The sequence below is a fragment of the Cupriavidus sp. KK10 genome, from assembly GCF_018223725.1.
GTDB classification, from domain to species: domain Bacteria; phylum Pseudomonadota; class Gammaproteobacteria; order Burkholderiales; family Burkholderiaceae; genus Cupriavidus; species Cupriavidus necator.
The window spans coordinates 3,879,869-3,904,500 of sequence record NZ_CP073677.1 but is presented as its reverse complement, the minus strand read 5'-3'; the positions used below and the strand labels follow the sequence as shown (position 1 = coordinate 3,904,500).

The 24,632-nt window shown below is 68.3% G+C and carries 22 protein-coding genes; 12 read left to right on the top strand and 10 right to left on the bottom strand.

What is annotated here, in order from left to right; all coding sequences use genetic code 11:
- The first annotated feature begins 281 nt into the window (after window positions 1–281).
- Window positions 282–2,273, top strand: coding sequence for a diguanylate cyclase domain-containing protein (locus tag KB879_RS18245; protein WP_153956637.1), 1,992 nt, complete (start codon window positions 282–284; stop codon window positions 2,271–2,273).
- A gap of 18 nt (window positions 2,274–2,291) precedes the next feature.
- On the opposite strand, the gene KB879_RS18240 is transcribed toward KB879_RS18245, so the two are convergent.
- Entirely contained in the window at window positions 2,292–2,666 is a 375-nt protein-coding gene (locus KB879_RS18240) for a hypothetical protein (RefSeq protein WP_010814047.1), read from the bottom strand.
- A 322-nt stretch (window positions 2,667–2,988) separates the two neighbouring features.
- On the opposite strand from KB879_RS18240, the gene KB879_RS18235 reads away from it, so the two are divergent.
- Window positions 2,989–3,339 (top strand): four-helix bundle copper-binding protein, encoded by a 351-nt coding sequence (locus tag KB879_RS18235; protein ID WP_013951814.1) that lies wholly within the window; start codon window positions 2,989–2,991, stop codon window positions 3,337–3,339.
- Here KB879_RS18235 and KB879_RS18230 read toward each other — a convergent pair.
- Entirely contained in the window at window positions 3,336–4,226 is an 891-nt protein-coding gene (locus KB879_RS18230) for a LysR family transcriptional regulator (RefSeq protein WP_041228504.1), read from the bottom strand. The two genes, KB879_RS18235 and KB879_RS18230, sit on opposite strands and share 4 nt — an antisense overlap.
- A 134-nt stretch (window positions 4,227–4,360) precedes the next feature.
- On the opposite strand from KB879_RS18230, the gene fumC reads away from it, so the two are divergent.
- Window positions 4,361–5,767: a class II fumarate hydratase gene (gene fumC / locus KB879_RS18225; protein ID WP_013951812.1), complete on the top strand. Its 1,407-nt coding sequence runs from the start codon at window positions 4,361–4,363 to the stop codon at window positions 5,765–5,767.
- A 61-nt stretch (window positions 5,768–5,828) separates the two neighbouring features.
- On the opposite strand, the gene KB879_RS18220 is transcribed toward fumC, so the two are convergent.
- On the bottom strand, window positions 5,829–6,599 hold the full coding sequence (locus KB879_RS18220; protein WP_013951811.1) for a ferredoxin--NADP reductase: 771 nt from the start codon (window positions 6,597–6,599) through the stop codon (window positions 5,829–5,831).
- A 262-nt stretch (window positions 6,600–6,861) separates the two neighbouring features.
- On the opposite strand from KB879_RS18220, the gene KB879_RS18215 reads away from it, so the two are divergent.
- On the top strand, window positions 6,862–7,611 hold the full coding sequence (locus tag KB879_RS18215; RefSeq protein ID WP_013951810.1) for an SDR family oxidoreductase: 750 nt from the start codon (window positions 6,862–6,864) through the stop codon (window positions 7,609–7,611).
- A 46-nt stretch (window positions 7,612–7,657) separates the two neighbouring features.
- On the opposite strand, the gene KB879_RS18210 is transcribed toward KB879_RS18215, so the two are convergent.
- Entirely contained in the window at window positions 7,658–7,975 is a 318-nt protein-coding gene (locus KB879_RS18210; RefSeq protein WP_228772747.1) for a hypothetical protein, read from the bottom strand.
- A gap of 447 nt (window positions 7,976–8,422) precedes the next feature.
- On the opposite strand from KB879_RS18210, the gene KB879_RS18205 reads away from it, so the two are divergent.
- From KB879_RS18205 to KB879_RS18195, 3 genes are all read left to right on the top strand, one after another.
- Window positions 8,423–9,736 carry an MFS family transporter gene (locus KB879_RS18205; RefSeq protein WP_153956638.1) on the top strand — a complete coding sequence of 438 codons (1,314 nt, stop codon included), beginning with the start codon at window positions 8,423–8,425 and terminating at the stop codon, window positions 9,734–9,736.
- 92 nt (window positions 9,737–9,828) lie between these two features.
- Window positions 9,829–10,764, top strand: a complete 936-nt coding sequence (locus tag KB879_RS18200) for a LysR family transcriptional regulator (RefSeq protein ID WP_013951807.1) — start codon at window positions 9,829–9,831, stop codon at window positions 10,762–10,764.
- Window positions 10,765–10,901: 137 nt separating this feature from the next.
- Complete coding sequence (locus KB879_RS18195) at window positions 10,902–11,375, top strand: aminoacyl-tRNA deacylase (RefSeq protein ID WP_013951805.1); 474 nt, start codon at window positions 10,902–10,904, stop codon at window positions 11,373–11,375.
- Between the two features lie 96 nt (window positions 11,376–11,471).
- Here KB879_RS18195 and eutC read toward each other — a convergent pair whose 3' ends face one another.
- Entirely contained in the window at window positions 11,472–12,263 is a 792-nt protein-coding gene (eutC, locus tag KB879_RS18190; RefSeq protein ID WP_153954338.1) for an ethanolamine ammonia-lyase subunit EutC, read from the bottom strand.
- A 10-nt stretch (window positions 12,264–12,273) separates the two neighbouring features.
- Window positions 12,274–13,656 (bottom strand): ethanolamine ammonia-lyase subunit EutB, encoded by a 1,383-nt coding sequence (locus KB879_RS18185; protein ID WP_013951803.1) that lies wholly within the window; start codon window positions 13,654–13,656, stop codon window positions 12,274–12,276.
- A gap of 203 nt (window positions 13,657–13,859) precedes the next feature.
- Here KB879_RS18185 and KB879_RS18180 point away from each other — a divergent pair, with 203 nt between their 5' ends.
- Window positions 13,860–14,897 (top strand): AI-2E family transporter, encoded by a 1,038-nt coding sequence (locus KB879_RS18180; protein WP_013951802.1) that lies wholly within the window; start codon window positions 13,860–13,862, stop codon window positions 14,895–14,897.
- A gap of 46 nt (window positions 14,898–14,943) precedes the next feature.
- Here the strand turns inward: KB879_RS18180 and KB879_RS18175 are convergent, their stop codons facing one another.
- Window positions 14,944–15,615: a FadR/GntR family transcriptional regulator gene (locus KB879_RS18175; protein ID WP_010814059.1), complete on the bottom strand. Its 672-nt coding sequence runs from the start codon at window positions 15,613–15,615 to the stop codon at window positions 14,944–14,946.
- 180 nt (window positions 15,616–15,795) lie between these two features.
- Between KB879_RS18175 and KB879_RS18170 the strand changes: the two genes are divergently transcribed.
- The 4 genes from KB879_RS18170 to KB879_RS18155 all read left to right on the top strand — a co-directional run bounded on the left by KB879_RS18170 (window position 15,796) and on the right by KB879_RS18155 (window position 20,486).
- On the top strand, window positions 15,796–16,578 hold the full coding sequence (locus KB879_RS18170) for a (Fe-S)-binding protein (RefSeq protein WP_153954336.1): 783 nt from the start codon (window positions 15,796–15,798) through the stop codon (window positions 16,576–16,578).
- A complete protein-coding gene (locus KB879_RS18165; RefSeq protein WP_153954335.1) occupies window positions 16,575–17,276 on the top strand; it encodes an LUD domain-containing protein in 702 nt (233 codons plus the stop codon). Before KB879_RS18170 ends, KB879_RS18165 begins: the two co-directional genes overlap by 4 nt.
- A complete protein-coding gene (locus KB879_RS18160) occupies window positions 17,273–18,718 on the top strand; it encodes a LutB/LldF family L-lactate oxidation iron-sulfur protein (protein ID WP_013951798.1) in 1,446 nt (481 codons plus the stop codon). The genes KB879_RS18165 and KB879_RS18160 overlap by 4 nt, the downstream gene beginning before the upstream one ends.
- Window positions 18,719–18,785: 67 nt before the next feature.
- The gene (locus KB879_RS18155; protein ID WP_211979525.1) at window positions 18,786–20,486 is read left to right on the top strand and encodes a lactate permease LctP family transporter; all 1,701 of its coding nucleotides are present in this window, start codon (window positions 18,786–18,788) and stop codon (window positions 20,484–20,486) included.
- 74 nt (window positions 20,487–20,560) lie between these two features.
- Here the strand turns inward: KB879_RS18155 and KB879_RS18150 are convergent, their stop codons facing one another.
- The 3 genes from KB879_RS18150 to KB879_RS18140 all read right to left on the bottom strand — a co-directional run bounded on the left by KB879_RS18150 (window position 20,561) and on the right by KB879_RS18140 (window position 24,555).
- Complete coding sequence (locus KB879_RS18150) at window positions 20,561–21,682, bottom strand: CaiB/BaiF CoA-transferase family protein (RefSeq protein ID WP_211979524.1); 1,122 nt, start codon at window positions 21,680–21,682, stop codon at window positions 20,561–20,563.
- A gap of 20 nt (window positions 21,683–21,702) precedes the next feature.
- The gene (locus KB879_RS18145; RefSeq protein WP_013951795.1) at window positions 21,703–22,677 is read right to left on the bottom strand and encodes a tripartite tricarboxylate transporter substrate binding protein; all 975 of its coding nucleotides are present in this window, start codon (window positions 22,675–22,677) and stop codon (window positions 21,703–21,705) included.
- Window positions 22,678–22,758: 81 nt separating this feature from the next.
- Window positions 22,759–24,555, bottom strand: a complete 1,797-nt coding sequence (locus KB879_RS18140; protein WP_153954333.1) for an acyl-CoA dehydrogenase family protein — start codon at window positions 24,553–24,555, stop codon at window positions 22,759–22,761.
- Between the last annotated feature and the right edge of the window lie 77 nt (window positions 24,556–24,632).

The window sequence follows — 24,632 nt, the reverse complement described above, 5'->3', positions numbered from 1 at the left end:
AACCCGTTCGGGGGAAAGACCGCATGCCCCACCACGGCGGGGTATGGTAGGGTTCCACCGGAGATGCCCCCTCCAAGTACGCGACAGTCCGCGCCACTAGTGTCCTGTTCCGTAGATAACTTGCCAAAATGTAATCGTCCAGTTGACTGTCAGGCTAGGCGCGAGGAGGCGCCATAGCAGTAGCTATGGCAACGACGAGCAACGACGCATGGCGGGCAACTGGGCGATTTCATGGCAAGGTATCTGCGGAACAGGACACTAACGCCCCAACTGCGCCCTACATGCCCGTCTACACACCCACGCTGAAAGCGCGCATTGCGATCATCACCACCGTGCTGGCCGCGGTGTTCGGCACCGGCATCGTACTGACCGCCCTGTACGATGCCCACCGCGACCTGCACGATGCGCTGCAAGTCCAGCAGGACTCCGTCGTCAAGCTGACCGCCAGCCAGCTCGACACCGCCATGAGCGACCGCATCGTGCTGCTCTCGCACCAGGCTGCGCAACTCAGCGGCCTGCTGGCGCAGGCGCATGGCGCGCAAGCCGCCGCGGTGCGCGAGCGGGCGCTGGATGCGCTGTCCGCAGCGATCCCGGTGCCGGCCGCGTTCAACGCGCTGCTGGTCGCCGACATGCAGGGCAACATCGTCAGTAACCGCGGCAGCGGGGCGGACATTGGCGACCGCAGCTATTTCCGCGAGGCCGCCCGCTCGCTCGCGCCCGTGGTGTCGCCGCCCATCCGCTCGCGCACCAACGGCCAGATGGGGGTGATGGTGGCGGTGCCGGTGCTGGCGCCGAACCAGGCCTTCGTCGGCCTGGTGGGCGGCTGGCTGGACCTGTCCAGCGCCAACTTCCTGGTCGAGATCCTGCACAACCGCCTCGGCACCACCGGCTACTACTGCCTGGTGTCGGCCGGCCCCGAGCCGGTCTACATCCGCCATCCCGATCCCGCGCAGGCGCGCCAGCCGGCGCAGGCCGTGGCCGATACCTGCGGCGAGGATGACAGCCCCGCGCCGCTGGAATTCCTCACGCCGGCGCGGCCGGTGATCGCACGCTACCTGATGTCGAGCACCGGCTGGGAACTGGTGGCGCTGCTGCCCGCGCGCGAGGCCTACGCACCGCTGCACCAGATGCAGCAGCGCTTCCTGAGCATGGCCGGGGTGGCCATGGCGGCGGTGGCCCTGCTGATCTGGCTGGCTGTGCGGCGCCAGCTGGCGCCGCTGGCGCGCCTGCACAAGGTGGTGCAGGCCAGCGCCAACGACCTGTCCGCGTTCGAGCGGCTGCCGACACGGCAGCAGCGCGACGAGATCGGCGACGTGACGCGCGCCTTCATCAAGCTGATGCGCGACGTGCGCGAGCGCCGCCAGGCGCTGGACCGCAGCGAACGGCGCCTGCGCGCGGTGACCGACACGCTGCCATCGCTGCTGGCCTTTATCGACACCGATGAGCGCTATGTGTTCAACAACCAGGCCTACGAGCGTGTCTTCGGCCTGAAGCCGGAGGAACTGCGCGGCAGGCACGTGCGCGAGATCCTGGGCGAGGCCCGCTACGCGCGCGTGCAGCCATTCATGCAGCGCGCGCTGGCGGGCACTGCGGTGACCTTCGAAACCGAAGACAGCGACCCCGAATACCACTGCATGGAGAGCAGCCTGCGCCCGGAATGGAGCGCCGACGGCAGCGAGGTGGTGGGCGTGCATATCCACGTGCAGGACATCACGCAGCGCAAGCTGGAGACGCAGCGCCTAGCGCGCATGTCGCGCACCGACCACCTGACGCAGCTGATGAACCGCAGCGCTTTCGAGGGCCAGCTGCACGCGGCGATGGTGCGCAGCCGCGAGCATGGCACGCTGATGGCCCTGCTGTACCTGGACATGGACCGCTTCAAGGCCGTCAACGATATTCACGGCCACGCCGCCGGCGACCAGCTGCTGCAGACCTTTGCCCAGCGCGTGCGCCGCTGCGTGCGCGAGCGCGACACCGTCGCCCGGCTGGGTGGCGACGAGTTCGCGGTGGTGCTCGAAGACATGACCCGGCCCGCCGCGGCACGCCGCGTGGCGCAGGCCATCCTGCAGGCAATGGACGAGCCCTTCGACTTCGAGGGCGTGTCCGCCGACGTGGACGTCAGCATCGGCGTGGCGCTCTACAACGGCGGTCCGGCGCAGGACCGCGAACTGATGCGCCTGGCGGACGTGCTGCTATACCGCGCCAAGGGCGCGGGCCGCGGGCGCTATGAGATCGGCCCGCCGGAACTGGCGGGCGAGCTCAGCGCGCAGTAGGCAGCCCCGGCCGAGGGCTCAGTGGATGGTGCCGCCGGGCTTGTCCGACGCCGCGCCGCCGGCCCCCTCGGGCTCGAACGGTACGTGGCGGCCGTCGCTGGACTGGTAGCCCAGCTGCGCATCGGCGCCCAGCATCTTCTCCCACGCGATCATGGCCTGGGCCACCGCATCGGGCGCGCCCTTGAACACCACCACGTCGTTGCCGCAGCCGGGGCATTCGCCGCCGAACACGGCATCGATGCCGGGCAGGCCCGGCACGTCGAGCGCGTCGAATTGCGCGAACGCGGTCTTGCAGTGCCCGCAGACCAGCTGGGCGGGGCGCAAGGCCTCAATCTTTGCGCGTGCCTGTGCCGCACGCTCCTCGGGGGTACCCCGCCGTTTTGCCTCGCCCATGATGTGCCTTCCTTCCCCGTGCTGCCGGTGTGTGTTTGCATCGGCCCCGCCAGTGCGGCGGGACCGTGCCTGTTAGATGCGCAATGCGTGCTGGTGGTGCCCGGCCATTGTCGCAGGTGACGGCCGCGTTGCGTGCGCGCCGTCGCCGATCTGCTGCGCTCAGATGGCATTGTAACCAGCGCGACGCAGCAAATACCGGGCCGACAGGAACCGCCAGCGCCTGCTATTGTGGATAACGATGCCCCGTGCGCGTGCGGATGCGCCGCTTCCGGCACCGTGGGCATGCTGGTCTCATCCACCTACCCCCGAAGGAGGACGTTCCATGATCCGACCCACCGTGCAGGAAAACGCCGCCCGCTACGCCGACTGCATTGCCGCCTGCAATGCCGCAGCCGCTGCCGCACTCAAGTGCGCCGCGGCCTGCCTGGAAGAACAGGACGTGCGCAAGATGGCGCGCTGCATCGCGCTGGACATGGATTGCGCCGGCATCGCCCAGCTGGCCGCGTCCTACATGCTGCGCAACAGCGAGTTCGCGCCGCTGGTGTGTGAAGACTGCGCCGAAGTCTGCAAGTGGTGCAAGGAGGAATGCGAGCACCATGACAACGAGCACTGCCAGGATTGCGCCCGCGCCTGCGCAGCCTGCATGGAGCAGTGCCTGAAGATGACGGCTTAGCGGTCCCAGCCCGATTCCTGCTGCCCCTGCGGCGGTTCGGCCAGCGCGACGAAGGCATCGATCAGCCTGGCGCCACGCCGCTCGCGCAGGCAATAGAGATACTCGTGCAGGCAGGGCGAGGCATCGGTGAAGCCCAGCACGCGCAGGTCCGGATGGCTCGGCACCTCGTGCCGGGCAATCACCGATACGCCCAGGTTGCGTATCACCGCCTCGCGGATCGACTCCCGGCTGCCGATCTCCATCTGCGCCGCGGGGCTCACGCGCGCCTGCGCCAGCATGTCTTCGGTGGCGATGCGCGTGGTCGACCCGAGTTCGCGCATCAGCAGGCGGCAGCCTGCCAGCGCACTGACGGCCACTTCGGTGTGCCCGGCCAGCGCATGGGTGCGGTGCACCACCAGCATCAGCGGATCCACGCCCAGCAGCACGCGCGACAGGCGCGCATCGTCCACCCGCTGCGACGAGGTGGCGATATCGACGCGGTATTCCTGCAGCGCTTCCAGCACTTCCTGCGAATTGCCGGTCACCACGCTGACATCGATGGCGGGAAAGCGCTCGCTGAAGCTGCGGATCAGCTCCAGCACATAGTAGGGCGCGGTCGCACCCACGCGCAGGCTGCCGGTGCGCAGGTCGCCCGAATGGCGCAGGAAGAAATCGATCTCGGTTTCCTGCTGCACCAGCGCCTCGACGCGCGGCAGCAATGCCAGCCCCGCGTCTGACAGCGCCAGGCGGCGCCCGCCGCGGTGGAACAGCTCGACCCCGTAGGCTTCTTCCAGCGCGCGGATCTGCGCGGTGATGGTGGGCTGCGACAGGCCCAGGCGCTTGGCGGCCTGCGTGACGCTGCCGATGCGGGCCACCATGAAGAAGGACTTGAGCTGGGCGATGAGCATGCGGCCGAGGGATGTCGCTAAGGGCAAGGCAAGGCGGCGGGCGCCTGGGCGCCGGCCGCGGTGAAGCGGTATTCTAATGGACTGCACCAGGCCACCCGGCCCAACCGTCCGCTGCCTTGCATAGGAGTCTGCCCATGTCTGCCCCGTCCACCTCCGCCACCCGCATCGAGAAAGACAGCCTGGGCGACGTGCCCGTGCCCGCCGATCACCTGTGGGGGGCGCAGACCGAGCGCTCGCGCCAGAACTTCCGCATCGGCAACGAGAAGATGCCGCCGGCACTGATCGAGGCCTTCGCCATCCTGAAACTTTGCGCGGCGCGCGCCAACGGCGAGCTTGGCGTGCTCAAGCCCGAACTGGCGCACGCGATCGAACAGGCCGCGACCGAAGTCATCGAAGGCCGCTGGCCCGATGAGTTCCCGCTGTCGGTCTGGCAGACCGGGTCCGGTACGCAGACCAACATGAACCTGAACGAGGTCATCGCGAACCGCGCGATTCAGTTGCTGGGCGGCAAGGTCGGCAGCAAGACGCCGGTGCACCCCAACGACCACGTCAACGCCAGCCAGTCTTCCAATGACAGCTTCCCCACCGCGATGCATATCGCCGCCACGCGCGCGATCCAGCAGGAACTGCTGCCGGCACTGGAGCAGCTGCAGCAGACCTTCGCGCGCAAGGTGGAAGCCTTTGCCGATATCGTCAAGGTCGGCCGCACCCACCTGCAGGATGCTGTGCCGCTGACGCTGGGGCAGGAGTTCTCGGGCTACATGACGCAAGTGGCCGATGCGCAGTCGCGCCTGCAGCAGGCCATGCTGCGCGCGATGCCGGTGGCACAGGGCGGCACCGCGGTGGGCACCGGCCTGAACGCCCCGCACGGCTTCGCCGCGGCCTTCGCGCGGGCGCTGGCCGACTACACCGGCCTGCCGTTCGAGCCCGCGCCCAACCGCTATGCGCTGCAGGCCTCGCACGATGCGCTGGCCGACCTGTCCGGCGCGCTCAGCACCACGGCCTCGTCGTTCCTGAAGATCGCGCGCGACTTCATGCTGCTGGGCTCAGGCCCGCGTGCCGGCTTTGCCGAGCTGGTGCTGCCGGCCAACGAGCCGGGCTCATCGATCATGCCGGGCAAGGTCAACCCGACCCAGGCCGAGGCGCTGGCGATGGTGTGCTGCCGCGTGATCGGCAACCACACCACGGTGACGCTGGCCAACGGGCTGGGCACGCTGGAGCTGAACGCCTACAAGCCGGTGATCATCTACAGCCTGCTGCAGTCGGTGAGCCTGCTGGCGGGGGCCGCGTCGAGCTTTGCCGAGCATATGGTCGAAGGCGTCGAGGCCGACCGCGAGCGCATCGCCGAACTGCTGGAGCGTTCGCTGATGCCGGTGACGGCGCTCAATCCGCATATCGGCTACGACAAGGCCGCAGAGATCGCCAAGCTGGCGGTCAAGCGCAACCTGTCGCTGCGCGAGGCGGCGATCGCGTCGGGGCATGTCACCGAGGCGCAGTTTGCCGAGTGGATCGACCTGAAGGGGATGACGCGGGAGGTATAGCCGGGGGGTACAGCAAGGGTGCGCCCCGGCACGGAACGAGCCGCGCCGGGGCAGGCCGGCCTTAGCCGACGAAGGCCTTTTCCAGCACGAAATGGCCGGGATGGCTCATATTGCCTTCGGCGAATCCGCGCGCTTCCAGGATGCCGCGGACGTCCTTGAGCATGTCCGGGCTGCCGCACAGCATGATGCGGTCGTTCTCCAGCGAGAACGGCTCCACGCCCAGTCGCTCGAACAGCTCGCCCGAGGCGATCAGGTCGGTGATGCGGCCGCGGTTGTCGAACTCTTCGCGCGTCACGGTCGGGAAGTACACCAGCTTTTCGCGCACCAGATCGCCCAGGTGCTCGTGCTGCGGCAGGTGTTCCTGGATCAGCTCGCGATAGGCCAGCTCTTCAACGAAGCGGCAGGTGTGGGTCAGCACGACCTTGTCGTAGCGCTCGTAGACCTCCGGATCGCGGATGATCGACAGGAACGGCGCCAGGCCGGTGCCGGTGGCCAGCAGCCACAGCGTCTTGCCGGGCAGCAGGTTGTCCACCAGCAGCGTGCCGGTCGGCTTCTTGCCGACGAAGATCTGGTCGCCCTCGCGCAGGTGCTGCAGGCGCGAGGTCAGCGGGCCATCGGGCACCTTGATGCTGAAGAATTCCAGCGTTTCCTCATAGTTGGCGCTGGCGATGCTGTAGGCGCGCAGCAGCGGGCGGCCGTTCACTTCCAGCCCGACCATGGCGAACTGGCCATTTTCAAAGCGAAAACCAGGGTCGCGCGTGCAGGTGAAGCTGAAAAGGGTGTCGGTCCAGTGATGGACGGAGAGGATGGATTGCTGGTTCAGGTTGCTCATGGCGAAACGCGGGATACAGCGGCAGGATGCAGCGCCAAAGACGGCTGGAAAGGAAGAATCTTAACGCATGCCTGGGAGCGGCGCAGGCGGAGCCTGCAACGCCAGCGCGGGATTTCCGGGATGTGCAATGCGGTGCGGCGCATGCGGCACGCCCGATATTGTTAAGAAATTCTGGCTAATCAAACTACTTTTCGCGAATTTATCCAAAGACAGCCAACATCCATCATGAGGTCATCTTCCATTCGCTCCCAAGGAAACTGCCATGACCTCTACCCCAGCCATCTCCCGCCGCGCCGCGCTCGTCACCGGCGCCTCCCGCGGCATCGGCCGCGCCATCGCGTTGCGGCTGGCCGCCGACGGCTTCGACGTAGCCATTGGCTACGCCGGCAACGCCGCCCGGGCCGAAGCGACGGTGGCGGCGGCGCGCGAGAGCGGCGTGAATGCCATCGCTATCCAGGGCGATGTGGCGCAGGCGTCAGACGTGGCACGGCTGTTCGATGCCGCGCAGCAGGCGTTCGGCCGGCTCGACGTGGTCGTCAACAGCGCCGGCATCATGCAGATGGCGCCGGTTGCGCCGGCCAGCCTGGACGCCTTCGACCAGACCATCGCCACCAACCTGCGCGGCGCTTTCCTGGTGCTGGGCGAAGCCGCCGCGCGGCTGGGCGAAGGCGGACGCATCATTGCGCTGTCGACCAGCGTGATCGCGCGCTCCTTCCCCGGATATGGTCCCTATATCGCCGCCAAGGCAGGCGTGGAAGGGCTGGTGCGGGTCCTGGCCAGCGAACTGCGCGGGCGCGGCATCACCGTCAATGCGGTAGCGCCGGGGCCGGTCGCGACCGAACTGTTCCTCGATGGCAAATCGGAAGCGCAGGTGGCGCAGCTGTCCAAAGTGGCGCCACTGGAGCGGCTGGGCACGCCCGAGGACATTGCCGCGGCGGTGTCGTTCCTGGCCGGGCCGGATGGGGCGTGGGTCAATGCTCAGGTGGTGCGCGTCAATGGCGGCTTTGCCTGAGCAGACCGTCCGCGCCGGCCGGAATTCAGCCCCCCGGCGTCGGCCCTCACAGTTCGCAGCGCAGGCGCGCCAGCGCCTCGCGCGAGTAGCCGTGGCGCACGCGCAGCTGGTGCTCCACGGCGTCGGCCTGGTCCAGGCAGGCGAAGACCAGGTCGTCCTTTACGCGCTGCGAAACGCCCTTCAGGCGCGGCGCTTCATACGCGACCCGGCGCGCGCGGCAGCGCAGGAACAGCAGCGTTTCCTGCGAGGCTGTGATCAGTTGGTCGTGCTCGATCCGCTTGCATTCGACCAGGTCCTGGGCAGGGGCGCTGGCGGCGGCAAAGAGCAACGGCAGGCACAGCCATCGACGCAACGAGCGGTGCATGGCAAACGGGGGGCGCAGTAGGCCAGTTGAGGGTCCGGCTCGCATCATTGCCCAGACCCGCGCACAGTGCAAGCCGCAGCGCACGCAACACCCTGTTGCGGCCGGGCGCCAGACGGGCCGCAGCCGGATTCAGTGTCCAGCCACGTGGACAATCGCCCGCAAACCCTGATGGCTGCGTCGACCGGCAGGCCTATGCTGCACCGCAGCACACCCAAGGGGTGTGCAGGTCCGGCGGATCGGGCTACGCTTCGATGGCAAATGCGCCGCAGTGCGCGCCAGTTCACGCCCCAGACCGACGGGCTCCCGCCCGGCCTTCCCCGTGTTCCCCCTTGCCGCCCACCGTTCCGGTGGCCTGCGGCCGCCATGTTTCCGGCATCTGCCGCCAGCACTGCGCAGCGCGACCTGACCCGCGGCTGCCCTGCGCCGCCCTGACTGCAAGACAACAACATGACCGATCTCCCCGCTACCCTAGCCCAGACGGCTGCCCCGAGCCGCGAAGAGGTGCGCAAGCGCATCTACGCCATCGTCGCCGCCTCGTCGGGCAACCTGGTCGAATGGTTCGACTTCTACGTCTACGCCTTCTGCGCGATCTACTTTGCGCCGTCATTCTTCCCCAAGTCCGATCCCACCGCGCAACTGCTGAACACCGCCGGCGTGTTTGCCGCCGGCTTCCTGATGCGGCCCATCGGCGGCTGGCTGTTCGGCACCATCGCCGACCGCCACGGCCGCAAGAACTCGATGCTGATCTCGGTGATCATGATGTGCGCCGGCTCGCTGCTGATCGCCTGCCTGCCCACCTATGCCAGCATCGGCAACTGGGCGCCGGCGCTGCTGCTGCTCGCGCGCCTGATCCAGGGCCTGTCGGTCGGCGGCGAATACGGCACCACCGCCACCTATATGAGCGAGGTGGCGCTGCGCGGCCGGCGCGGCTTCTTCTCGTCGTTCCAGTATGTGACGCTGATCGGCGGCCAGTTGCTGGCGGTGCTGGTGGTGGTGATCCTGCAGCAACTGCTGGACGAGGCCGAACTGAAGGCCTGGGGCTGGCGCATCCCGTTCGTGGTCGGCGCGGTCACCGCGGTGGTGGCGCTGTTCCTGCGCCGCACGCTGCACGAGACCTCGTCGGCAGCCACCCGCGGCAGCAAGGAAGCCGGCAGCGTGGCCGCGCTGCTCCGCAACCACAAGGCCGCCTTCTTCACGGTGCTCGGCTATACCGCGGGCGGCTCGCTGATCTTCTACACCTTCACCACGTATATGCAGAAGTACCTGGTCAACACCGCCGGCATGTCGATCAAGACCGCCAGCTATGTGATGACGGGATGCCTGTTCCTGTACATGTGCATGCAGCCGGTGTTCGGCGCGCTGTCCGACCGCATCGGCCGGCGCACCAACATGCTGCTGTTCGGCGCGCTGGGTGCGCTCTGCACGGTGCCGATCCTGACCGCGCTGGGCACGGTCAGCAGCCCCGAGCTTGCCTTTGTGCTGATCGCCGTGGCGCTGGCCATCGTCAGCTTCTACACCTCGATCAGCGGCATCGTGAAGGCCGAGATGTTCCCGCCCGAGGTGCGCGCGCTGGGCGTGGGCCTGGCCTATGCCATCGCCAACGCGATCTTCGGCGGCTCCGCCGAATACGTGGCGCTGGGCATGAAGACGCTCGGCCACGAGACCGCGTTCTACTGGTATGTGACGGCGATGATGGTGATTGCCTTCTTCGTCAGCCTGCGCCTGCCGCGCCAGGCCAAATACCTGCATCACGAGCATTGATGCGCACCCCGCGGTGCAATGCCGCGGGACGCCGCCACGAGCATGGCAATATACGGGGGCCGCAATTGCCCCCGTCTTTCATTGATCACCCCATGGACCTGAACGCCCTGCGCCTGTTCGTCGACATCGTCGATGCGGGCAACCTGAGCGCGGCCGCGCGCAAGCTCAAGATGACGCGCGCCAATGTGAGCTACCGGCTCAAGGCGCTCGAAGAAGAGCTGGGCGTGCAGCTGCTGCGCCGGACCACGCGCCATGTCGAGCCGACCCCGGTCGGCGCCGGCCTGTACGAGCACGGCCGCAACATCCTGGGCGAAGTAGCGGCCGCCAATGCGCTGATCAGCAATATGGGCAAGAGCCTGCAGGGCCATGTGCGGCTCTCGGTGCCCACAGGGCTGGGGCATACGCTACTGTCGCCGCTGCTGGTGCTGTTCAAGCAGCGCTATCCCGACATCACGCTTGACGTCATGTTCGACAACCGCGTGCACAACCTGGTGTCCGAGGACGTGGACGTGGCGCTGCGCATTATCTCCACCCCGCCCGATTCGGTGGTCGCCACGGAGATTGGCGAAGTCGACTGGATCGTGTGCGCGTCGCCGGGGTATCTCGCCGCGCATCCTGCGCCGAAAACACTCACCGGGCTGCAAGGACATGCGATGGTGTGCGCGTCGCCGGTGGGCCAGAAACTCAAGGCATCGGGCACGCGGCTGGATGCCGATGAAGGCCATGACGCGAACGAAACCCGCGAGCAGGTGGTGCTCGAACCGACGCTGACCTCGGAAAACTTTGCTTTCCTGAAGGAGTCGGTGCTGGCAGGCCTGGGGATCGGCATTCTCCCGATCTATGCGATCGGCGCCGAACTGGACAGCGGCGCGCTGGTGCCGCTGCTCTGTGACTACCGCATCAGCGTGTTCGGCAGCAAGCTCTATATGCTGACCATGCCCAACCGCTACCAGACGCTGGCCACGCGCTATCTGCTGAACTTCCTGAAGACCGAGCTGCAGGCAGTGTGGCCGCGCCTGCACCGCTAGTGTGGCCGCGCCTGCACCGCTAGGGTCTGTTCCCATGGGGGAACAGACCCTGGGCGCGTCGCCTTCGGCAGCGGCGCCACGGACTATAGTAGGAGCACAAGGATAACCGTCGGCGCATCCGCACCTGAGGAGCTACCATGGCCCTGGCTAGCACGCTTGCAAGCTGCCTGAGCAGCAAGAACACCCAGTACGACATCATCCGCCACCCCTACACCCTCAGCAGCATGGCCACTGCCGAGGCCGCGCATGTTCCCGGGGACCGGCTGGCCAAGACGCTGTTGCTGGAGGATGACCGCGGCTATGTCGCCGCCGTGATTCCTTCAAGCCACCATCTGCACATGGCCGCCATCTGCGAACAGACCGGGCGCAACCTGGTACTGGCGCATGAGGACGAGATCCGCGAGATCTTCAAGGATTGCGACCTCGGCGCGATCCCGCCGGTGGCGATGGCCTACGGCATGCAGACCTATGTGGACGACAGCCTGATGGCGCAGCCCGACGTGTATTTCGAAGGCGGCGACCACCAGGAACTGGTGCACATGAGCGGCGAACAGTTCTCGCGGCTGATGTCGGACGCTGGGCACGGGCAGTTTTCGCGCCGCATGATGTAAGCGGCGCTTTTTATTGGCCACTGAACGGCCACCACGCGGGTTGCGAACCCGCGCGGTGGCCGTTTTGCATGCTGGCGGGTGGGGGATGCAGACGCTTCAGCCTTCAGGCAACGCCGGCACGCTGTCGTCCTTCAGGTCCACGCCCGAGCGGCCCAATGCCGCCGCGCCGCGCAGCAGGAAGGCGAGCCGGTCGGCGGCCTGCGCATACGGCAGGCCTTCGGGGCGCACGTTGGAGATGCAGTTGCGCTCGGCATCGGTGCGGCCCGTGCGCGGCGCATGGGTCAGGTAGATGCCAAGGCTGTCGGGCGAGCTCAGGCCGGGCCGTTCGCCGATCAGCATCACCACCTGGCGTGCGCCAAGCAGCTCGCCGATCTCGTCGCCCAGCGCCACGCGCGACTGCTCGGCCACCACCACCGGGCCGATGCGCCATGTCTGCGGCAAGCGCGCGCGGGTGGCATCGAGCAACGGCAGCGCGTGCGTCTGCGTGGCCAGCGCGGACAGGCCGTCGGCAACCACGAACACCACATCGGGCGCGTCGCCCGGCCGTGCCGCGGCCAGCCGCGCGCGGCTGGCATCGTCCAGGCGCCGGCCCAGGTCGGGGCGCCGCAGGTAGTGCGCGCGGTCCGGCGCCGCGCTGTGCACGGCGAGGTTCTGTACCCCCGCCGCATCCAGCGCCGCGGTGACCGCGCCCACGTCCAGCGGCAGGTGCACCGCATCGCGCGCCTGCGCATGGGCCAGCCCGAAGGCCAGCACCGCATCGGTGGTCTGGCTGTGGCCGGTACGGCCCAGCGCTACGCGCGCGCGCGTGAACTGGCGCAGGCGTTGCCACGGGTCGGCATCGGCATCGGCGTTGGCAGGAGCGGCGGGAGGCGGGCGTCTGGCCGTCATCGGCTGCACCTTACAGGCTGTGGGCCATCTGCAGCAGCGGCTGGCGCGCGGCGGGCTCGAGCAGCCTGCCGCTGGCATCGGCAATGCCCATGCGCTGCAGCCAGGCCTCGAACTCCGGCGCGGGGCGCAGCCCCAGCACCTCGCGCAGGTACAGCGCATCGTGGAACGAGGTGCTCTGGTAGTTCAGCATGATGTCGTCGGCGCCGGGCACGCCCATGATGAAATTGATGCCGGCCACGCCGAACAGCGTCAGCAGCGTGTCCATGTCGTCCTGGTCGGCCTCGGCATGGTTGGTGTAGCAGACGTCGCAGCCCATCGGCACCCCCATCAACTTGCCGCAGAAGTGGTCTTCCAGCCCGGCACGGATGATCTGCTTGCCATCGTACAGGTATTCGGGACCGATAAAGCCCACCACCGTATTGACCAGCAGCGGCGAGAACGCGCGCGCCACCGCGTAGGCGCGCGCCTCCATGGTCTGCTGGTCGACGCCGTGGTGCGCATTGGCCGACAGCGCGCTGCCCTGCCCGGTCTCAAAGTACATCAGGTTGTCGCCAACGGTGCCGCGCGCGAGCGCCTGCGCGGCATCGTGCGCCTCGGCCAGCAGCGACAGGCTGATGCCAAAGGCCGCATTGGCGCGCTCGCTGCCGGCCACCGACTGGAACACCAGGTCCACCGGCGCGCCCTGCCCGATCGCGCGCAGCGTGTTGGTGACATGGGTCAGCACGCAGGATTGCGTGGGGATGTCGAAGCGGCTGCGCAGCTCATCGATCATGCGCAGCAGCGAGACGATGGCACCCAGGTTGTCCGAAGCCGGGTTGACGCCGATGGTGGCATCGCCGCAGCCATAGAGCAGCCCGTCGATGATCGACGCGGCAATGCCCTTGGGATCGTCAGTCGGGTGGTTGGGCTGCAGCCGCACCGAGAGCCGGCCCGGCAGCCCCACCGTGCTGCGAAATCGCGTCACCACCTGGCACTTGCGCGCCACCGCCACCAGGTCCTGGTTGCGCATCAGCTTGCTGACCGCGGCGGCCATCTCCGGGGTGATCCCCGGCGCCACCCGCGCCAGCGTGGCGCTGTCGGTCTCATGCAGCAGCAGCCAGTTGCGCAGGTCGCCCACGGTGGTGGCGCCGATGGCGGCAAAGGCCGCGCCATCGTGCCGGTCCAGGATCAGGCGCGTGACCTCGTCGTCCTCATACGGCACCAGCGCCTCGGTCAGGAACTGCTTGAGCGGCACCTCTGCCAGCGCCAGCCGCGCGGCCATCCGCTCCTGCTCGCTGGCCGCGGCAACGCCCGCCAGCGCGTCGCCGGAGCGCGCAGGGCTGGCCCGGGCCAGCAGCGTGCGCAGGTCGGCAAAGACGTGGCGGTGGGTGCCGATGGTGTGGGTGTAGGCCATGCGCTCCGTTCCTGGGCTCTGGGGAAAACGATGACAGCGGTGCGCCAGGCGCCTTGCCGGGCACGATTCCCCCTAATATAGACAGCCTTTGCGTGTGCCGTGATGCCAACATCGCCTCAGCGCACATGGCCTGACTCAGGAACAACATCTGGATCGGCGAGAATTCAGAATAAATTTGAGCAAATTGCATGCCGGAGACCCCGATGAAAGACCCCGACCCGACCACCACCCCGCGCCTGCTGCCGGCCGCGTGGTACAGCGTCGGCACCGTCGCTTACCTGCTGACCGCCCTGGCGCTCTGGACCGTGCTCCACGCCAACCTGGTGGCGGCATTGCTGTCCGGGCTGCTGCTGTACTCGCTGGTGGACGTGCTGGCGCCGCGCCTGAAGCGCCTGAACCAGCGCCACGACGCCCTGGCCGTGGCCATCCTGTCGGCGCTGATCCTGCTGGCGCTGACGCTGGCGGGCTGGCTGCTGGTGCGCTTTGTCAGTGGCGAGGGCAATACCCTGGACGGGCTGCTCAACCATGTGGCCGACATCATCGACCGCTCGCGTGGGCAGATGCCGCCGTGGCTCAGCGATGCGCTGCCCAACGGCGTGGACGAGCTGGCCAACACGCTGATCGAGACGCTGCGCGAGCATGCCGCGATGGCGCAGAAGCTGGGTGCCGAGGTGCTGCGCACGCTGGTGCATATCCTGATCGGGCTGGTGATCGGCGCGATGGTGGCGCTGTACCGCGCGGTGGTGCGGCCCAACCGCCGGCCGCTGGCCGCGGCGCTGGTGGCGCGCGCACGCACGCTGCAGCAGGCGTTCTCGCAGTTCATCTTCGCGCAGATCCAGATCTCGACCATCAACACCGTGCTGACGGCGATCTACCTGCTGCTGGTGCTGCCGCTCTTTGGCGTGCACCTGCCGCTGACCAAGACGCTGCTGGTGATCACTTTCGTGGCCGGGCTGCTGCCGGTGCTGGGCAACCTGATTTCCAACACCGCCATCGTGGTGGCCTCGCTGTCGGTGTCGTTGCCGATCGCGGTGGCGTCGCTGGTGTTCCTGGTGGTGATCCACAAGCTGGAGTACTTCCTGAACGCACGCATCATCGGTGCGCGCATCCAGGCCGCGGCGTGGGAACTGCTGACGGTGATGCTGCTGATGGAAACGCTGTTCGGCATCCCGGGCGTGATCGCCGGACCGATCTTCTACGCCTACCTGAAGCGGGAGCTTGCCGGCGCCGGGCTGATCTGAGTGCCGCGGCCGGCATGCCGCAGCGTTGGTAGGACCAATACCTGATTCAGGCGCCGTCCTGCTCCACCCGGCTGCGCACGAAGTCGATATGGGTCTGCATGGCGGTGCGCGCCTCTTCCGGGCGGCGCGCGCAAATCGCATCGCACAGCGTGCGGTGCTGCAGCAACAGAAGGTCTGAGGCGCCGTCGTCCTGTTCGCGCAGGCCGGTGCCGTTGATGGTGATGTGCTCGCGCAGCATGCCGATCACGCTGGTATGCAGGTGCAGGAACATGGTGTTGTGCGAGGCCTGGGCGATGGCGTCATGCAACTGCGCATCGGCATCGGCCTCTGCCTGCTTGTCGTCGGCGGCACGCGCGCGTTCCAGCTCGGCCATCAGGGCGCGGATCCGTTTCACGTCAGCGGCATCCGCGCGCAGCGCCGCAAAATACGCGGTCGCGCCCTCCAGCACGCGGCGGAACTCCAGGATGTCGTCGCGCAGCGCGGGGTGGTCGGCCACCAGCTGGCCCCAGGGCGAGGCAATGCCGGCGCGCAGCTGGTCGGTGGCGTAGACCCCAGCACCGCGCCGGCTCTGCAGCAGGCCGCGCGCGGCCAGGCGCTGGATCGCCTCGCGCACGGTGTTGCGCGCCACCTCGTATTGCCCGGCCAGCACCCGCTCGGCCGGCAGCCGCGTGCCGGGCGGCCAGGTGCCGTCGAGCAGCGCGGTCTCGATCCGGCGCATGACCGACTCCACGCGTCCGCGGGTGCGCCCGTGCCTTGCTGCCGCTGCCGTCATGCCGTATGTCCTCGCTCCTGAGCTTGCGCGGGTCGCCGGGCAGATTGGTCCAACCAATTTGTACCGCCGCGCAGAAGCGGGAATTATGCGCCGAAACGTGCGACCCCAGCACGTCCGGAGCGAGACATGAAGGATCGTCAGTACCCCACCGGCCCTGCCCCCGCGCAGGCCTACCTGTTTGCCACCTGCCTGGTCGACATGTTCGTGCCGCAGGCCGGCCTCGACGCCGTGCGGCTGCTTGAACGCGAAGGGCTCACCGTGCACTTCCCGCGCGGCCAGAGTTGCTGCGGCCAGCCCGCCTACAGCAGCGGCAACCCCGACGCGGCCCGTGCGGTGGCGCGCGCCCAGCTCGACCTGTTCAGCCAGCCCTGGCCGGTGATCGTGCCGTCGGGCTCGTGCGCGGGCATGATGCGCCACCACTGGCCGCAGCTCTTTGCCGACGATCCGGTGGCCGGCCCCAAGGCACTGGAACTGGCCGGACGCATCTATGAACTGGGCGAGTTCCTGCTCCATGTGCTGAAGCTGGATTTTGGCGATGCCGCACCGGCGGGCCAGCCGCAGGAGCGCATCGTGCTGCATACCTCGTGCGGCGCCCGTCGAGAAATGGGTACGCGCCAGCACGGCGTGGCCCTGGTCGACGCGCTGCCGGGCGTGACCCGCGTGGAGCATGAACGCGAGTCAGAATGCTGCGGCTTTGGCGGCACCTTCTCGCTCAAGCATCCCGATATCTCCGGCGCCATGGTGCGCGACAAGGTGGCCTCGGCCTGCGCCACCGGCTGCGACCGGCTGGTCTCGGCCGACTGCGGCTGCCTGCTCAATATCGGCCATACCGCGGCGCATGACCACGCCCCGCTGCAGGTGGAGCACCTGGCCACCTTCCTGTGGCGCCGTACCGGAGGTGCCGCATGAGCACGCCCGGCGCCCGCGAACGCATGCTCGGCCGGCTGCGCGCTGCCGCGCCTGCACCTTCCCCAGGCACCGCGGAACTCGACCGCCGCATCGACGGCCATTTCGAGGCACGCCGCCACGGCGCGCCCGCCATTGGCGAACTGACCGGCGCGATGCTGGCGGCACTGCAAGGCCTGCATGCCGAGGTCTGGTGCGCCAGCGAGGCGGCCTGGCCGGCATTGCTGGCCACCGAGCTGGCCAATGCCGGCGTGAAGCGCCTGCTGCTTGATCCCGCCAGCCAGGCCGGTGCCGCGCTGGCGGCCGCCCTGCCGGCCCATATCGAAGCCATCGGCTACGACCGCCCGATCGAAGCCTGGAAGGCGGAGCTGTTCGACACCATCGATGCCGGCTTCACCGTGGCGCGCTCCGGCATTGCCGCCACCGGCACGCTGGTGGTCGCGCCCGATGCGGGCTCGCCACGCACGGTGTCGCTGGTGCCGCCGCTGCATGTCGCGCTGGTGCGCGCCTCGACGCTGCACACCGACCTGCATATGGCCGCGCGCACCGAACGCTGGTCCGACGGCATGCCGACCAACCTGGTGCTGATCTCCGGCCCGTCCAAGACCTCCGACATCCAGCAGACGCTGGCCTACGGCGCGCATGGTCCGCGCCGGCTGTGGGTCATCATCGAGACCGACACTGCGGAGGCCGGGCAATGAGCCAGCACACACTCAATTTTGTGCCGCCGCAGGACTTCAAGGCACGCGCCCGCGAGGCGCTGGACGATCCCAAGCTGCGCCAGAGCTTCCGCGGCGCGATGGACTTCCTGCAGGGCAAGCGCCTGGCGCAGTTCCCCGACGCGGATGAGCTGGAACGCCTGCGCGACCTGGGCGAGGCGGTGCGCCAGCACGCGCTGGCCAACCTGCCGGACCTGCTGGTGCAGCTGGAGGCAAAGCTCACCGCCGCCGGCGTGCAGGTGCACTGGGCCGAGAACGCCGACGAAGCCAACGCGATCATCCACCGCATCGCGGCATCGAAGCAGGCGCAGCGCGTGATCAAGGGCAAGTCGATGGCCAGCGAGGAAATCGAGCTGAACCATTACCTGGCCGAGCGCGGCGTGGACTGCATCGAGTCGGACATGGGCGAGTACATCGTCCAGCTGGCCGGCGAGAAGCCCTCGCATATCGTGATGCCGGCGATCCACAAGACCAAGGGCGATATCGCGCAGCTATTCCAGGCGCATATCCCCGACACGCCCTATACCGAGGATGTCGACGCGCTGATCCAGACCGGCCGCCGTGCGCTGCGCCAAGCCTTTGTCGAAGCGGATATCGGCCTGTCCGGCGTGAACTTCGCCGCCGCCGACACCGGCACGCTGTGGCTGGTGGAGAACGAGGGCAATGGCCGGCTTTCCACCACCGTGCCCGACGTGCATATCGCCATCATGGGCATGGAGAAGGTCGTGGCCCGGCTGGAGCACATCGTGCCGCTGTCCACGCTGCTGACGCGCTCGGCCACCGGGCAGGCCATCACCACCTACTTCAACCTGATCTCAGGGCCGCGCCGCGCGGGCGAGCGCGATGGCCCGCGCGAGGTCCACCTGGTGCTGCTCGACAACGGCCGCACCCAGGCCTATGCCGACACGCAGCTGCGCGCCACGCTGCAATGCATCCGCTGCGGCGCGTGCATGAACCACTGCCCGGTCTACACGCGCATCGGCGGCCACGCCTACGGCACGACCTATCCCGGCCCCATCGGCAAGATCATCTCGCCACACCTGCTGGGGCTGGACGCCACCGCCGACCTGGCCACCGCGTCGAGCCTGTGCGGCGCCTGCGGCGAGGTATGCCCGGTACGCATCCCGATCCCGCAACTGCTGGTGCGCCTGCGCACCGAGGCCAACCGCGATCCGGAAGAGCAGGTCGCCAACCCGCTGCGCGGCCAGGGCGCGAAGTACAGCCGCGGCGAGCACCTGGTGTGGCGCTTCTGGAGCGGCGCGTATTCGCACCCGGCGACGTACCGGCTGTTCCGCTGGGCCGCCACGCGGCTGCGCGCGCTGACGCCGTCGAAGCAGATGGGCTGGACGCAGCACCGCACGCCGCTGAAGCCGGCGGCGAAGAGCCTGGCGGATTTGCTGAAGGAGAAGGGACAGCCGGAGTAGGCCTTCACGCAGTGCTTGCAAACAAAACAAAGATTTCCCGAAACACCACCAAAGCAGGAGACTAACCGTGCAACCCTGGACCCAACTCTATACGCCGCTGGGCAGCCTGTGGCTGTCGTCGCTGGCGGCAGCCATTCCCATCCTGTTCTTCTTCATTGCGCTGGCCGTCTGGCGCATGAAGGGCCATGTCGCCGCGGCCGTGACGCTGCTATTGGCGCTGGCCGTGGCGATCTTCGCCTACGGCATGCCCGCGCAGCAGGCGCTGGCCTCGGCCGGCTTCGGCTTTGCCTATGGGCTGTGGCCGATTGCATGGATCATCGTGACCGCGGTGTTCCTCTACAAGATCGTGGTCAAGACCGGCCAGTTCGACGTGATCCGCGCCTCGGTGCTGTCGATCACCGACGACCAGCGCCTGCAGATGCTGCTGATCGGCTTTGCCTTCGGCGCCTTCCTGGAAGGCGCCGCGGGCTTCGGCGCGCCGGTGGCGATCACCGCGGCGCTGCTGGTGGGCCTGGGCTTCAACCCGCTGTATGCGGCGGGCCTGTGCCTGATCGCCAATACCGCGCCGGTGGCGTTTGGCGCGATGGGGATCCCCATCATCGTGGCCGGGCAGGTGACGGGCATCGATCCCTTCCATATCGGCGCGATGGCCGGCCGCCAGCTGCCGCTGTTGTCGCTGCTGGTGCCGTTCTGGCTGGTGTTCATGATGGACGGCGCCAAAGGCGTGCGCGAAACGTGGCCGGCGGCGCTGGTGTGCGGCGGCAGCTTTGCCGTGACGCAGTACTTCACGTCCAACCATATCGGGCCCGAACTGCCGGACATCACTTCGGCGCTGGTCAGCCTGGTGTCGCTGGCCGCGTTCCTGAAGGTATGGCAGCCGCGCGGCGCGTCGCAGCGCGCCGGTGGCAATGTCAGCGGCGGCACCGTCGCGCTGGCCGGCTTCGGCGGCGGCTTCGGCGGCGCGATGTCCGGGCGCAAGGCGTCGCCCTACACCCTGGCGCAGACGCTGCGCGCGTGGGCGCCGTTCGGCATCCTGACCGCCATCGTCACCGTGTGGAGCCTGCAGCCGTTCAAGGCGCTGTTCGCAGCCAACGGCGCGCTGGCGGGCACGGTGCTGAAGTTCAAGATCCCGGGGCTGGACCAGATGGTAATCAAGGCCGCGCCGATCGTGGCCACGCCCAAGGCCTATGACGCGGTGCTGAAGCTCGACCTGCTCTCCGCCGTCGGCACCGCCATCCTGCTGACCGCGCTGATCTCGGCGGTGCTGCTGCGCATGAAGCCGCGCATGCTGCTGGCTACCTTTGCCGAGACCCTGGTGGAACTGGCGCGCCCGGTGCTGTCAATCGGCCTGGTGCTGGCGTTCGCCTTTGTCGCCAACTACTCCGGCATGTCGTCGACACTGGCGCTGCTGCTGGCCGGCACCGGCGCGGCGTTCCCGTTCTTCTCGCCGTTCCTGGGCTGGCTGGGGGTGTTCCTGACTGGTTCTGACACTTCGTCCAACGCGCTGTTCTGCGCGCTGCAGAACACCACGGCGCATCAGATCGGCGTGTCGGACACGCTGCTGGTCGCCGCCAACACCACCGGCGGCGTCACGGCCAAGATGATCTCGCCGCAATCGATCGCCGTGGCCTGCGCGGCGACCGGGCTGGTGGGCAAGGAGTCGGAGCTGTTCCGCTTCACGGTCAGGCACAGCCTGCTGTTTGCCGTGATCATCGGCATCATGACGGTGGTGCAGGCTTACCTGTTGCCGGGGATGATTCCGGGGTGATGGGCTAGCCGGAATCCATAAAGAAAGGCGGCCATATGGCCGCCTTTCTCGTTTGCCGCGCGGCAACGTCGCGTCTAATCCAGGAACTCGTCCCCTTCGGTGAGCGGCGCATACCTGTATGTCGCCGGCGTCCGGCTCAGCTTGACCGGCGCACCCAGCCCCTGGTAGCCACCTTCCATCTCCACCACCATCTCGCGGTGCTGCGTATGCGGATGCTGCAAGGCATCGGCCACGGACAGCACCGGCGCGCAGGGCACGCCTGCTGCCACCAGTTCGTCGGCCAGCACCTTGCCATCGAACTCGCGCAGCCTGGCTTCCAGCTCCGCCTTCAGCGCCACGCGGTTCACCGAGCGCGCGCCCGCCGTGCCATAGCGCTCGTCATCGGCCAGCGCAGGCAGCCGCAGGTGCTCGCACAGGATGCGGAACTGCCGGTCGTTGCCCACCGCCAGGAAGATCGGGTCCGTGGCGGTCGCCACCGTGTCGTACGGGTAGATGTTGGGATGCGCATTGCCGGTGCGCTGCGGCGTCTTGCCGCTCATGAACCAGTTGGCCGCATGCGGATGCAGCAGCGACAGGCCGGAGTCATAGAGCGCGGCCTCGACGAACTGGCCGCGCCCGCTGTGCGCGCGCTCCTGCAGTGCCAGCAGCACGCCGATCACGGCGTTCAGGCCGGTCACCATGTCCACCACCGGCAAACCCACGCGCAGCGGATCGCCATCGGCCTCGCCGTTGATGCTCATGATGCCGGACATGGCCTGGATGGCGGCGTCGTAGCCGGGCAGGCCGCCCAGCGGGCCATCGGCGCCGAAGCCGGATACGCGGCAATGGACCAGCCGAGGGAAGCGCGCGGACAACGTGTCGTAGCCCAGCCCCCACTTCTCCATGGTGCCGGTCTTGAAGTTCTCGACCAGCACGTCAGCCTCGGCCAGCAGCACAAGCAGGACCTCACGATCCGCTTCGGCGGTCAGGTCCAGCCGCATCACGCGCTTGTTGCGGTTCAGGCCGAAGTAGTAAGACGCCACGCCGTCCTTGAACGGCGGCCCCCAGGTGCGGGTGTCGTCGCCTTGCGGCGGTTCGATCTTGAGCACGTCGGCGCCGTGGTCGCCCAGGATCTGGCCGCAGTATGGGCCGCCCAGGATGCGCGACAGGTCGACCACGTGGATGCCGGCGAGCGCGCCGGGGCTGGTTTGGGTCATGGCTGGTTTTCCTGTGCGGTTCAGTCAAGCTGGGCGCCGGACTTCTGCACCACGGCGCGCCACTTGCCGACCTCGGCCTTGACGAAGCCGCCAAGCTGCTCGGGCGTGGTCGACGGCGCGAACTCCAGGCCCTGCGCCTGCAGGGTCTTGCGCACCTCGGGCTGCTTGAGCGCATCGGCAAAGGCACGGTTGAGCTTGCCGATCACTTCGGGCGGCGTGCCGGCGGGTGCGACCACGCCGAAGAACACCGATACATCGAAGCCTGGCACGCCCTGCTCGGCCACGGTCGGCACATCCGGCAGCGCCTGCGAGCGCGCCTTGGTGGTGACGCCCAGCGCGCGCACCTTGCCGCTCTTGATGAAGGGCATCGCGGTGAGCACGTCGGTGAAGGTCATGCTGACCTGCCCGCCCAGCAGGTCGTTCAGTGCGGGGCCGGTGCCCTTGTACGGGATGTGCTGGAAGTCGGTGCCGGTGACGTTGTTGAACAGCACCCCGGCCAAGTGCGACGACGCGCCGTTGCCGGACGAGGCATAGGTCAGCTTGCCCGGGTGCGCCTTGCCATAGGCGATCAGCTCCGTGACGTTCTTCGCCGGCACGGACGGGTTGACCACCAGCACATTGGGCAGCTGGCCGATCTGGATCACCGGCGCGAAGCTCTTGACCGGGTCGTAGTTGATCTTGCGGTACAGGCTCACATTGATCGCCAGCGGCGCGGAGGTGCCGAACATCAGCGTGTAGCCGTCGGGCTCGGCGCGCGCCACCACCTCGGCGCCGATATTGCCGCCGGCGCCGGCGCGGTTCTCCACCACCACCGGCTGGCCCAGGCTGGTCTTGAGCGCGGCGGCAAGCGTGCGCGCCATGGCATCGGTAGGGCCGCCCGGCGGGTAGGTGACGACCATCATGATCGGCTTGGACGGAAAGTCCTTCTGCGCGAAGGCGGGGGCGATACAGAGCGAGCAGGCGGCGATGGCCGCTACGCGGTGCCAGAGTTTCATGGCGTTGTCTCCTGGGTATAGGACGTCTCCCGCTGGTGGCGGGATGGTGTTGCGGGGGATGGTTGCCGGACGTGGATCCGGTCAGAACACGTTGACCTGGTCGACCGCGCCAGCGGCATGCACGGTGCCGTCAGCCGGCGCGACGGTCTCGGCCAGCCACTCGGGCTCGGCCTGGGCTGCAAGCGGATCCTGCGGCAGCACGCGATGGCGCAGCACCAGCTGCGCCAGCCGCATGCGGCGCACCGAGCCGATACGCCCGGCCTCCCAGGCCATCGCCACCGCGCTGGTGACGTGGTACAGCGCCGAAGCCGCCTGGCGCGCCAGCAGTTCGCCGTCGGCGCCGGCCTCAGCGGCTTGCGCGGCCAGCTTCGCCGCTGCGGCGATGGCGCCTTCGAACACGGCACGCGCCGCCGCATGCATCGGCGTATCGGCCAGCAGGCCGGCCAGGTGTGCCTGCAGCACCGGCAGCGCGCCTTCACGGCGGACCGCGCGCAGCACGTCAAGCGCGACGATATTGCTGGTGCCTTCCCAGATCGAGCCGAGATGGGCATCGCGCACCAGGCGCGGATCGCTCCATTCCTCGATATAGCCGCAGCCGCCGCGGATCTCCATGGCGTCGCCGGTGACCTTGCGCGCGTCGCGGCAGGCGCGGAACTTGATCAGCGGCGTCAGGATGCGCATCAGCGGGTAGGCGTCGGCCTCGCCGGCATCGGCGCGGCGCAGTGCTTCGGCGGTCTGGAACACCATGGTGCGCGCCTGCTCGGTGGGCAGGGTCAGCTTGAGCAGCTGGCGGCGCATCAGCGGCATGTCCTGCAGGCGCTTGCCGAAGGCCTGGCGCTCGCGCGCGATGAACAGGCCCTCGGTCAGCGCGCGGCGCATCAGGCCGGCGGCGCGCACGCCGTTGGACAGGCGCGAGTTATTGATCATGTCAGCCATCTGCACGAAGCCGCGGCCGGGTTCGCCGACCAGCCAGGCATGCGCGCCTTCCAGCCGGATCTCGCCGCTGGCCATCGAGCGCGTGCCCAGCTTGTCCTTCAGGCGGATGATGCGGTAGTGGTTGTCGCTGCCATCGGCCAGCTTGCGCGGCAGCAGGAACAGCGACACGCCCTTGTGGCCCGGCACGGCGTTGCCGGCCTCATCCTCCACGCGGGCCAGCACCATCGCCAGCGTGGCATCGGGGTTGGAGCAGAACCACTTGTCGCCCTGCAGGCGCCAGCCGCCCTCGGCCGAAGCGTCGCGCACCGCGCGGGTGGCGGTGGCGGCGACGTCGGAGCCGGCACCCTGCTCGGTCATGAACATCGCGCCCTGGTAGAGATCGTCAAAGACCTGGGTGGTCAGGTTGGGCAGGAAGCGCTCGACCAGCGCCGGGTCGCCGAACTTGCGCAGCGTGCGCGTCAGCGAATCGGTCATCGACAGCGGGCAGCACAGGCCGAACTCGGCTTGCACAAACAGATATGTGAGTGCGTACTTAGCTGCTGGCGGCATGGGCTTGTCCCAGCCCAGCACGCCGCCGCGGTGCGACGCCGCCGCGAGGCCAAATTCGGCAAAGGCCACGCGCTCCATCTCCACATAGGCCGGATGCTTGTCGATGCGCTGCGCATCGACGCCCGCGCGGGTGCGGTAGGTGAGTTCCGGGGGATGGCGGTCGGCCACGCCGGCCAGTTCGTCGAGCACGCCGCCGGCCAGCGCACCCATGCGCTCCAGGTGCGGCAGCAGGTGGTTGAACAGGTCGGGCGGCAGGTAGAGCGGCAGCAGCGCGCGCAGGTCCGGGTCGGCGGCAAACAGGCTGCCGCCCTGGCGGTCGGGTACCGGGTGGGCAGCGGCCGGTGCGGTGGAGTGGGCTTGAAGTGTGGTGTCGCGCACGGCGCTGGACGGCATGGCTGGTCTCCTGGAATTGGCTGGTGCCGGCTTGCGGCCCCTTTGGCCTCCATTATTGGAACCCCAAAGATTCGCGT

What these genes read in the sequence shown, in the direction of transcription:
- KB879_RS18170 (WP_153954336.1), top strand. Translation starts at nt 15,796, where the DNA reads ATGAAGGATCGTCAGTACCCCACCGGCCCTGCCCCCGCGCAGGCCTAC.
- eutC (WP_153954338.1), bottom strand. Translation starts at nt 12,263, where the DNA reads ATGACGGCCAGACGCCCGCCTCCCGCCGCTCCTGCCAACGCCGATGCC.
- KB879_RS18200 (WP_013951807.1), top strand. Translation starts at nt 9,829, where the DNA reads ATGGACCTGAACGCCCTGCGCCTGTTCGTCGACATCGTCGATGCGGGC.
- KB879_RS18165 (WP_153954335.1), top strand. Translation starts at nt 16,575, where the DNA reads ATGAGCACGCCCGGCGCCCGCGAACGCATGCTCGGCCGGCTGCGCGCT.
- KB879_RS18145 (WP_013951795.1), bottom strand. Translation starts at nt 22,677, where the DNA reads ATGAAACTCTGGCACCGCGTAGCGGCCATCGCCGCCTGCTCGCTCTGT.
- fumC (WP_013951812.1), top strand. Translation starts at nt 4,361, where the DNA reads ATGTCTGCCCCGTCCACCTCCGCCACCCGCATCGAGAAAGACAGCCTG.
- KB879_RS18185 (WP_013951803.1), bottom strand. Translation starts at nt 13,656, where the DNA reads ATGGCCTACACCCACACCATCGGCACCCACCGCCACGTCTTTGCCGAC.
- KB879_RS18175 (WP_010814059.1), bottom strand. Translation starts at nt 15,615, where the DNA reads ATGCGCCGGATCGAGACCGCGCTGCTCGACGGCACCTGGCCGCCCGGC.
- KB879_RS18140 (WP_153954333.1), bottom strand. Translation starts at nt 24,555, where the DNA reads ATGCCGTCCAGCGCCGTGCGCGACACCACACTTCAAGCCCACTCCACC.
- KB879_RS18150 (WP_211979524.1), bottom strand. Translation starts at nt 21,682, where the DNA reads ATGACCCAAACCAGCCCCGGCGCGCTCGCCGGCATCCACGTGGTCGAC.
- KB879_RS18160 (WP_013951798.1), top strand. Translation starts at nt 17,273, where the DNA reads ATGAGCCAGCACACACTCAATTTTGTGCCGCCGCAGGACTTCAAGGCA.
- KB879_RS18245 (WP_153956637.1), top strand. Translation starts at nt 282, where the DNA reads ATGCCCGTCTACACACCCACGCTGAAAGCGCGCATTGCGATCATCACC.
- KB879_RS18180 (WP_013951802.1), top strand. Translation starts at nt 13,860, where the DNA reads ATGAAAGACCCCGACCCGACCACCACCCCGCGCCTGCTGCCGGCCGCG.
- KB879_RS18195 (WP_013951805.1), top strand. Translation starts at nt 10,902, where the DNA reads ATGGCCCTGGCTAGCACGCTTGCAAGCTGCCTGAGCAGCAAGAACACC.
- KB879_RS18235 (WP_013951814.1), top strand. Translation starts at nt 2,989, where the DNA reads ATGATCCGACCCACCGTGCAGGAAAACGCCGCCCGCTACGCCGACTGC.
- KB879_RS18240 (WP_010814047.1), bottom strand. Translation starts at nt 2,666, where the DNA reads ATGGGCGAGGCAAAACGGCGGGGTACCCCCGAGGAGCGTGCGGCACAG.
- KB879_RS18210 (WP_228772747.1), bottom strand. Translation starts at nt 7,975, where the DNA reads ATGCACCGCTCGTTGCGTCGATGGCTGTGCCTGCCGTTGCTCTTTGCC.
- KB879_RS18205 (WP_153956638.1), top strand. Translation starts at nt 8,423, where the DNA reads ATGACCGATCTCCCCGCTACCCTAGCCCAGACGGCTGCCCCGAGCCGC.
- KB879_RS18230 (WP_041228504.1), bottom strand. Translation starts at nt 4,226, where the DNA reads ATGCTCATCGCCCAGCTCAAGTCCTTCTTCATGGTGGCCCGCATCGGC.
- KB879_RS18215 (WP_013951810.1), top strand. Translation starts at nt 6,862, where the DNA reads ATGACCTCTACCCCAGCCATCTCCCGCCGCGCCGCGCTCGTCACCGGC.
- KB879_RS18220 (WP_013951811.1), bottom strand. Translation starts at nt 6,599, where the DNA reads ATGAGCAACCTGAACCAGCAATCCATCCTCTCCGTCCATCACTGGACC.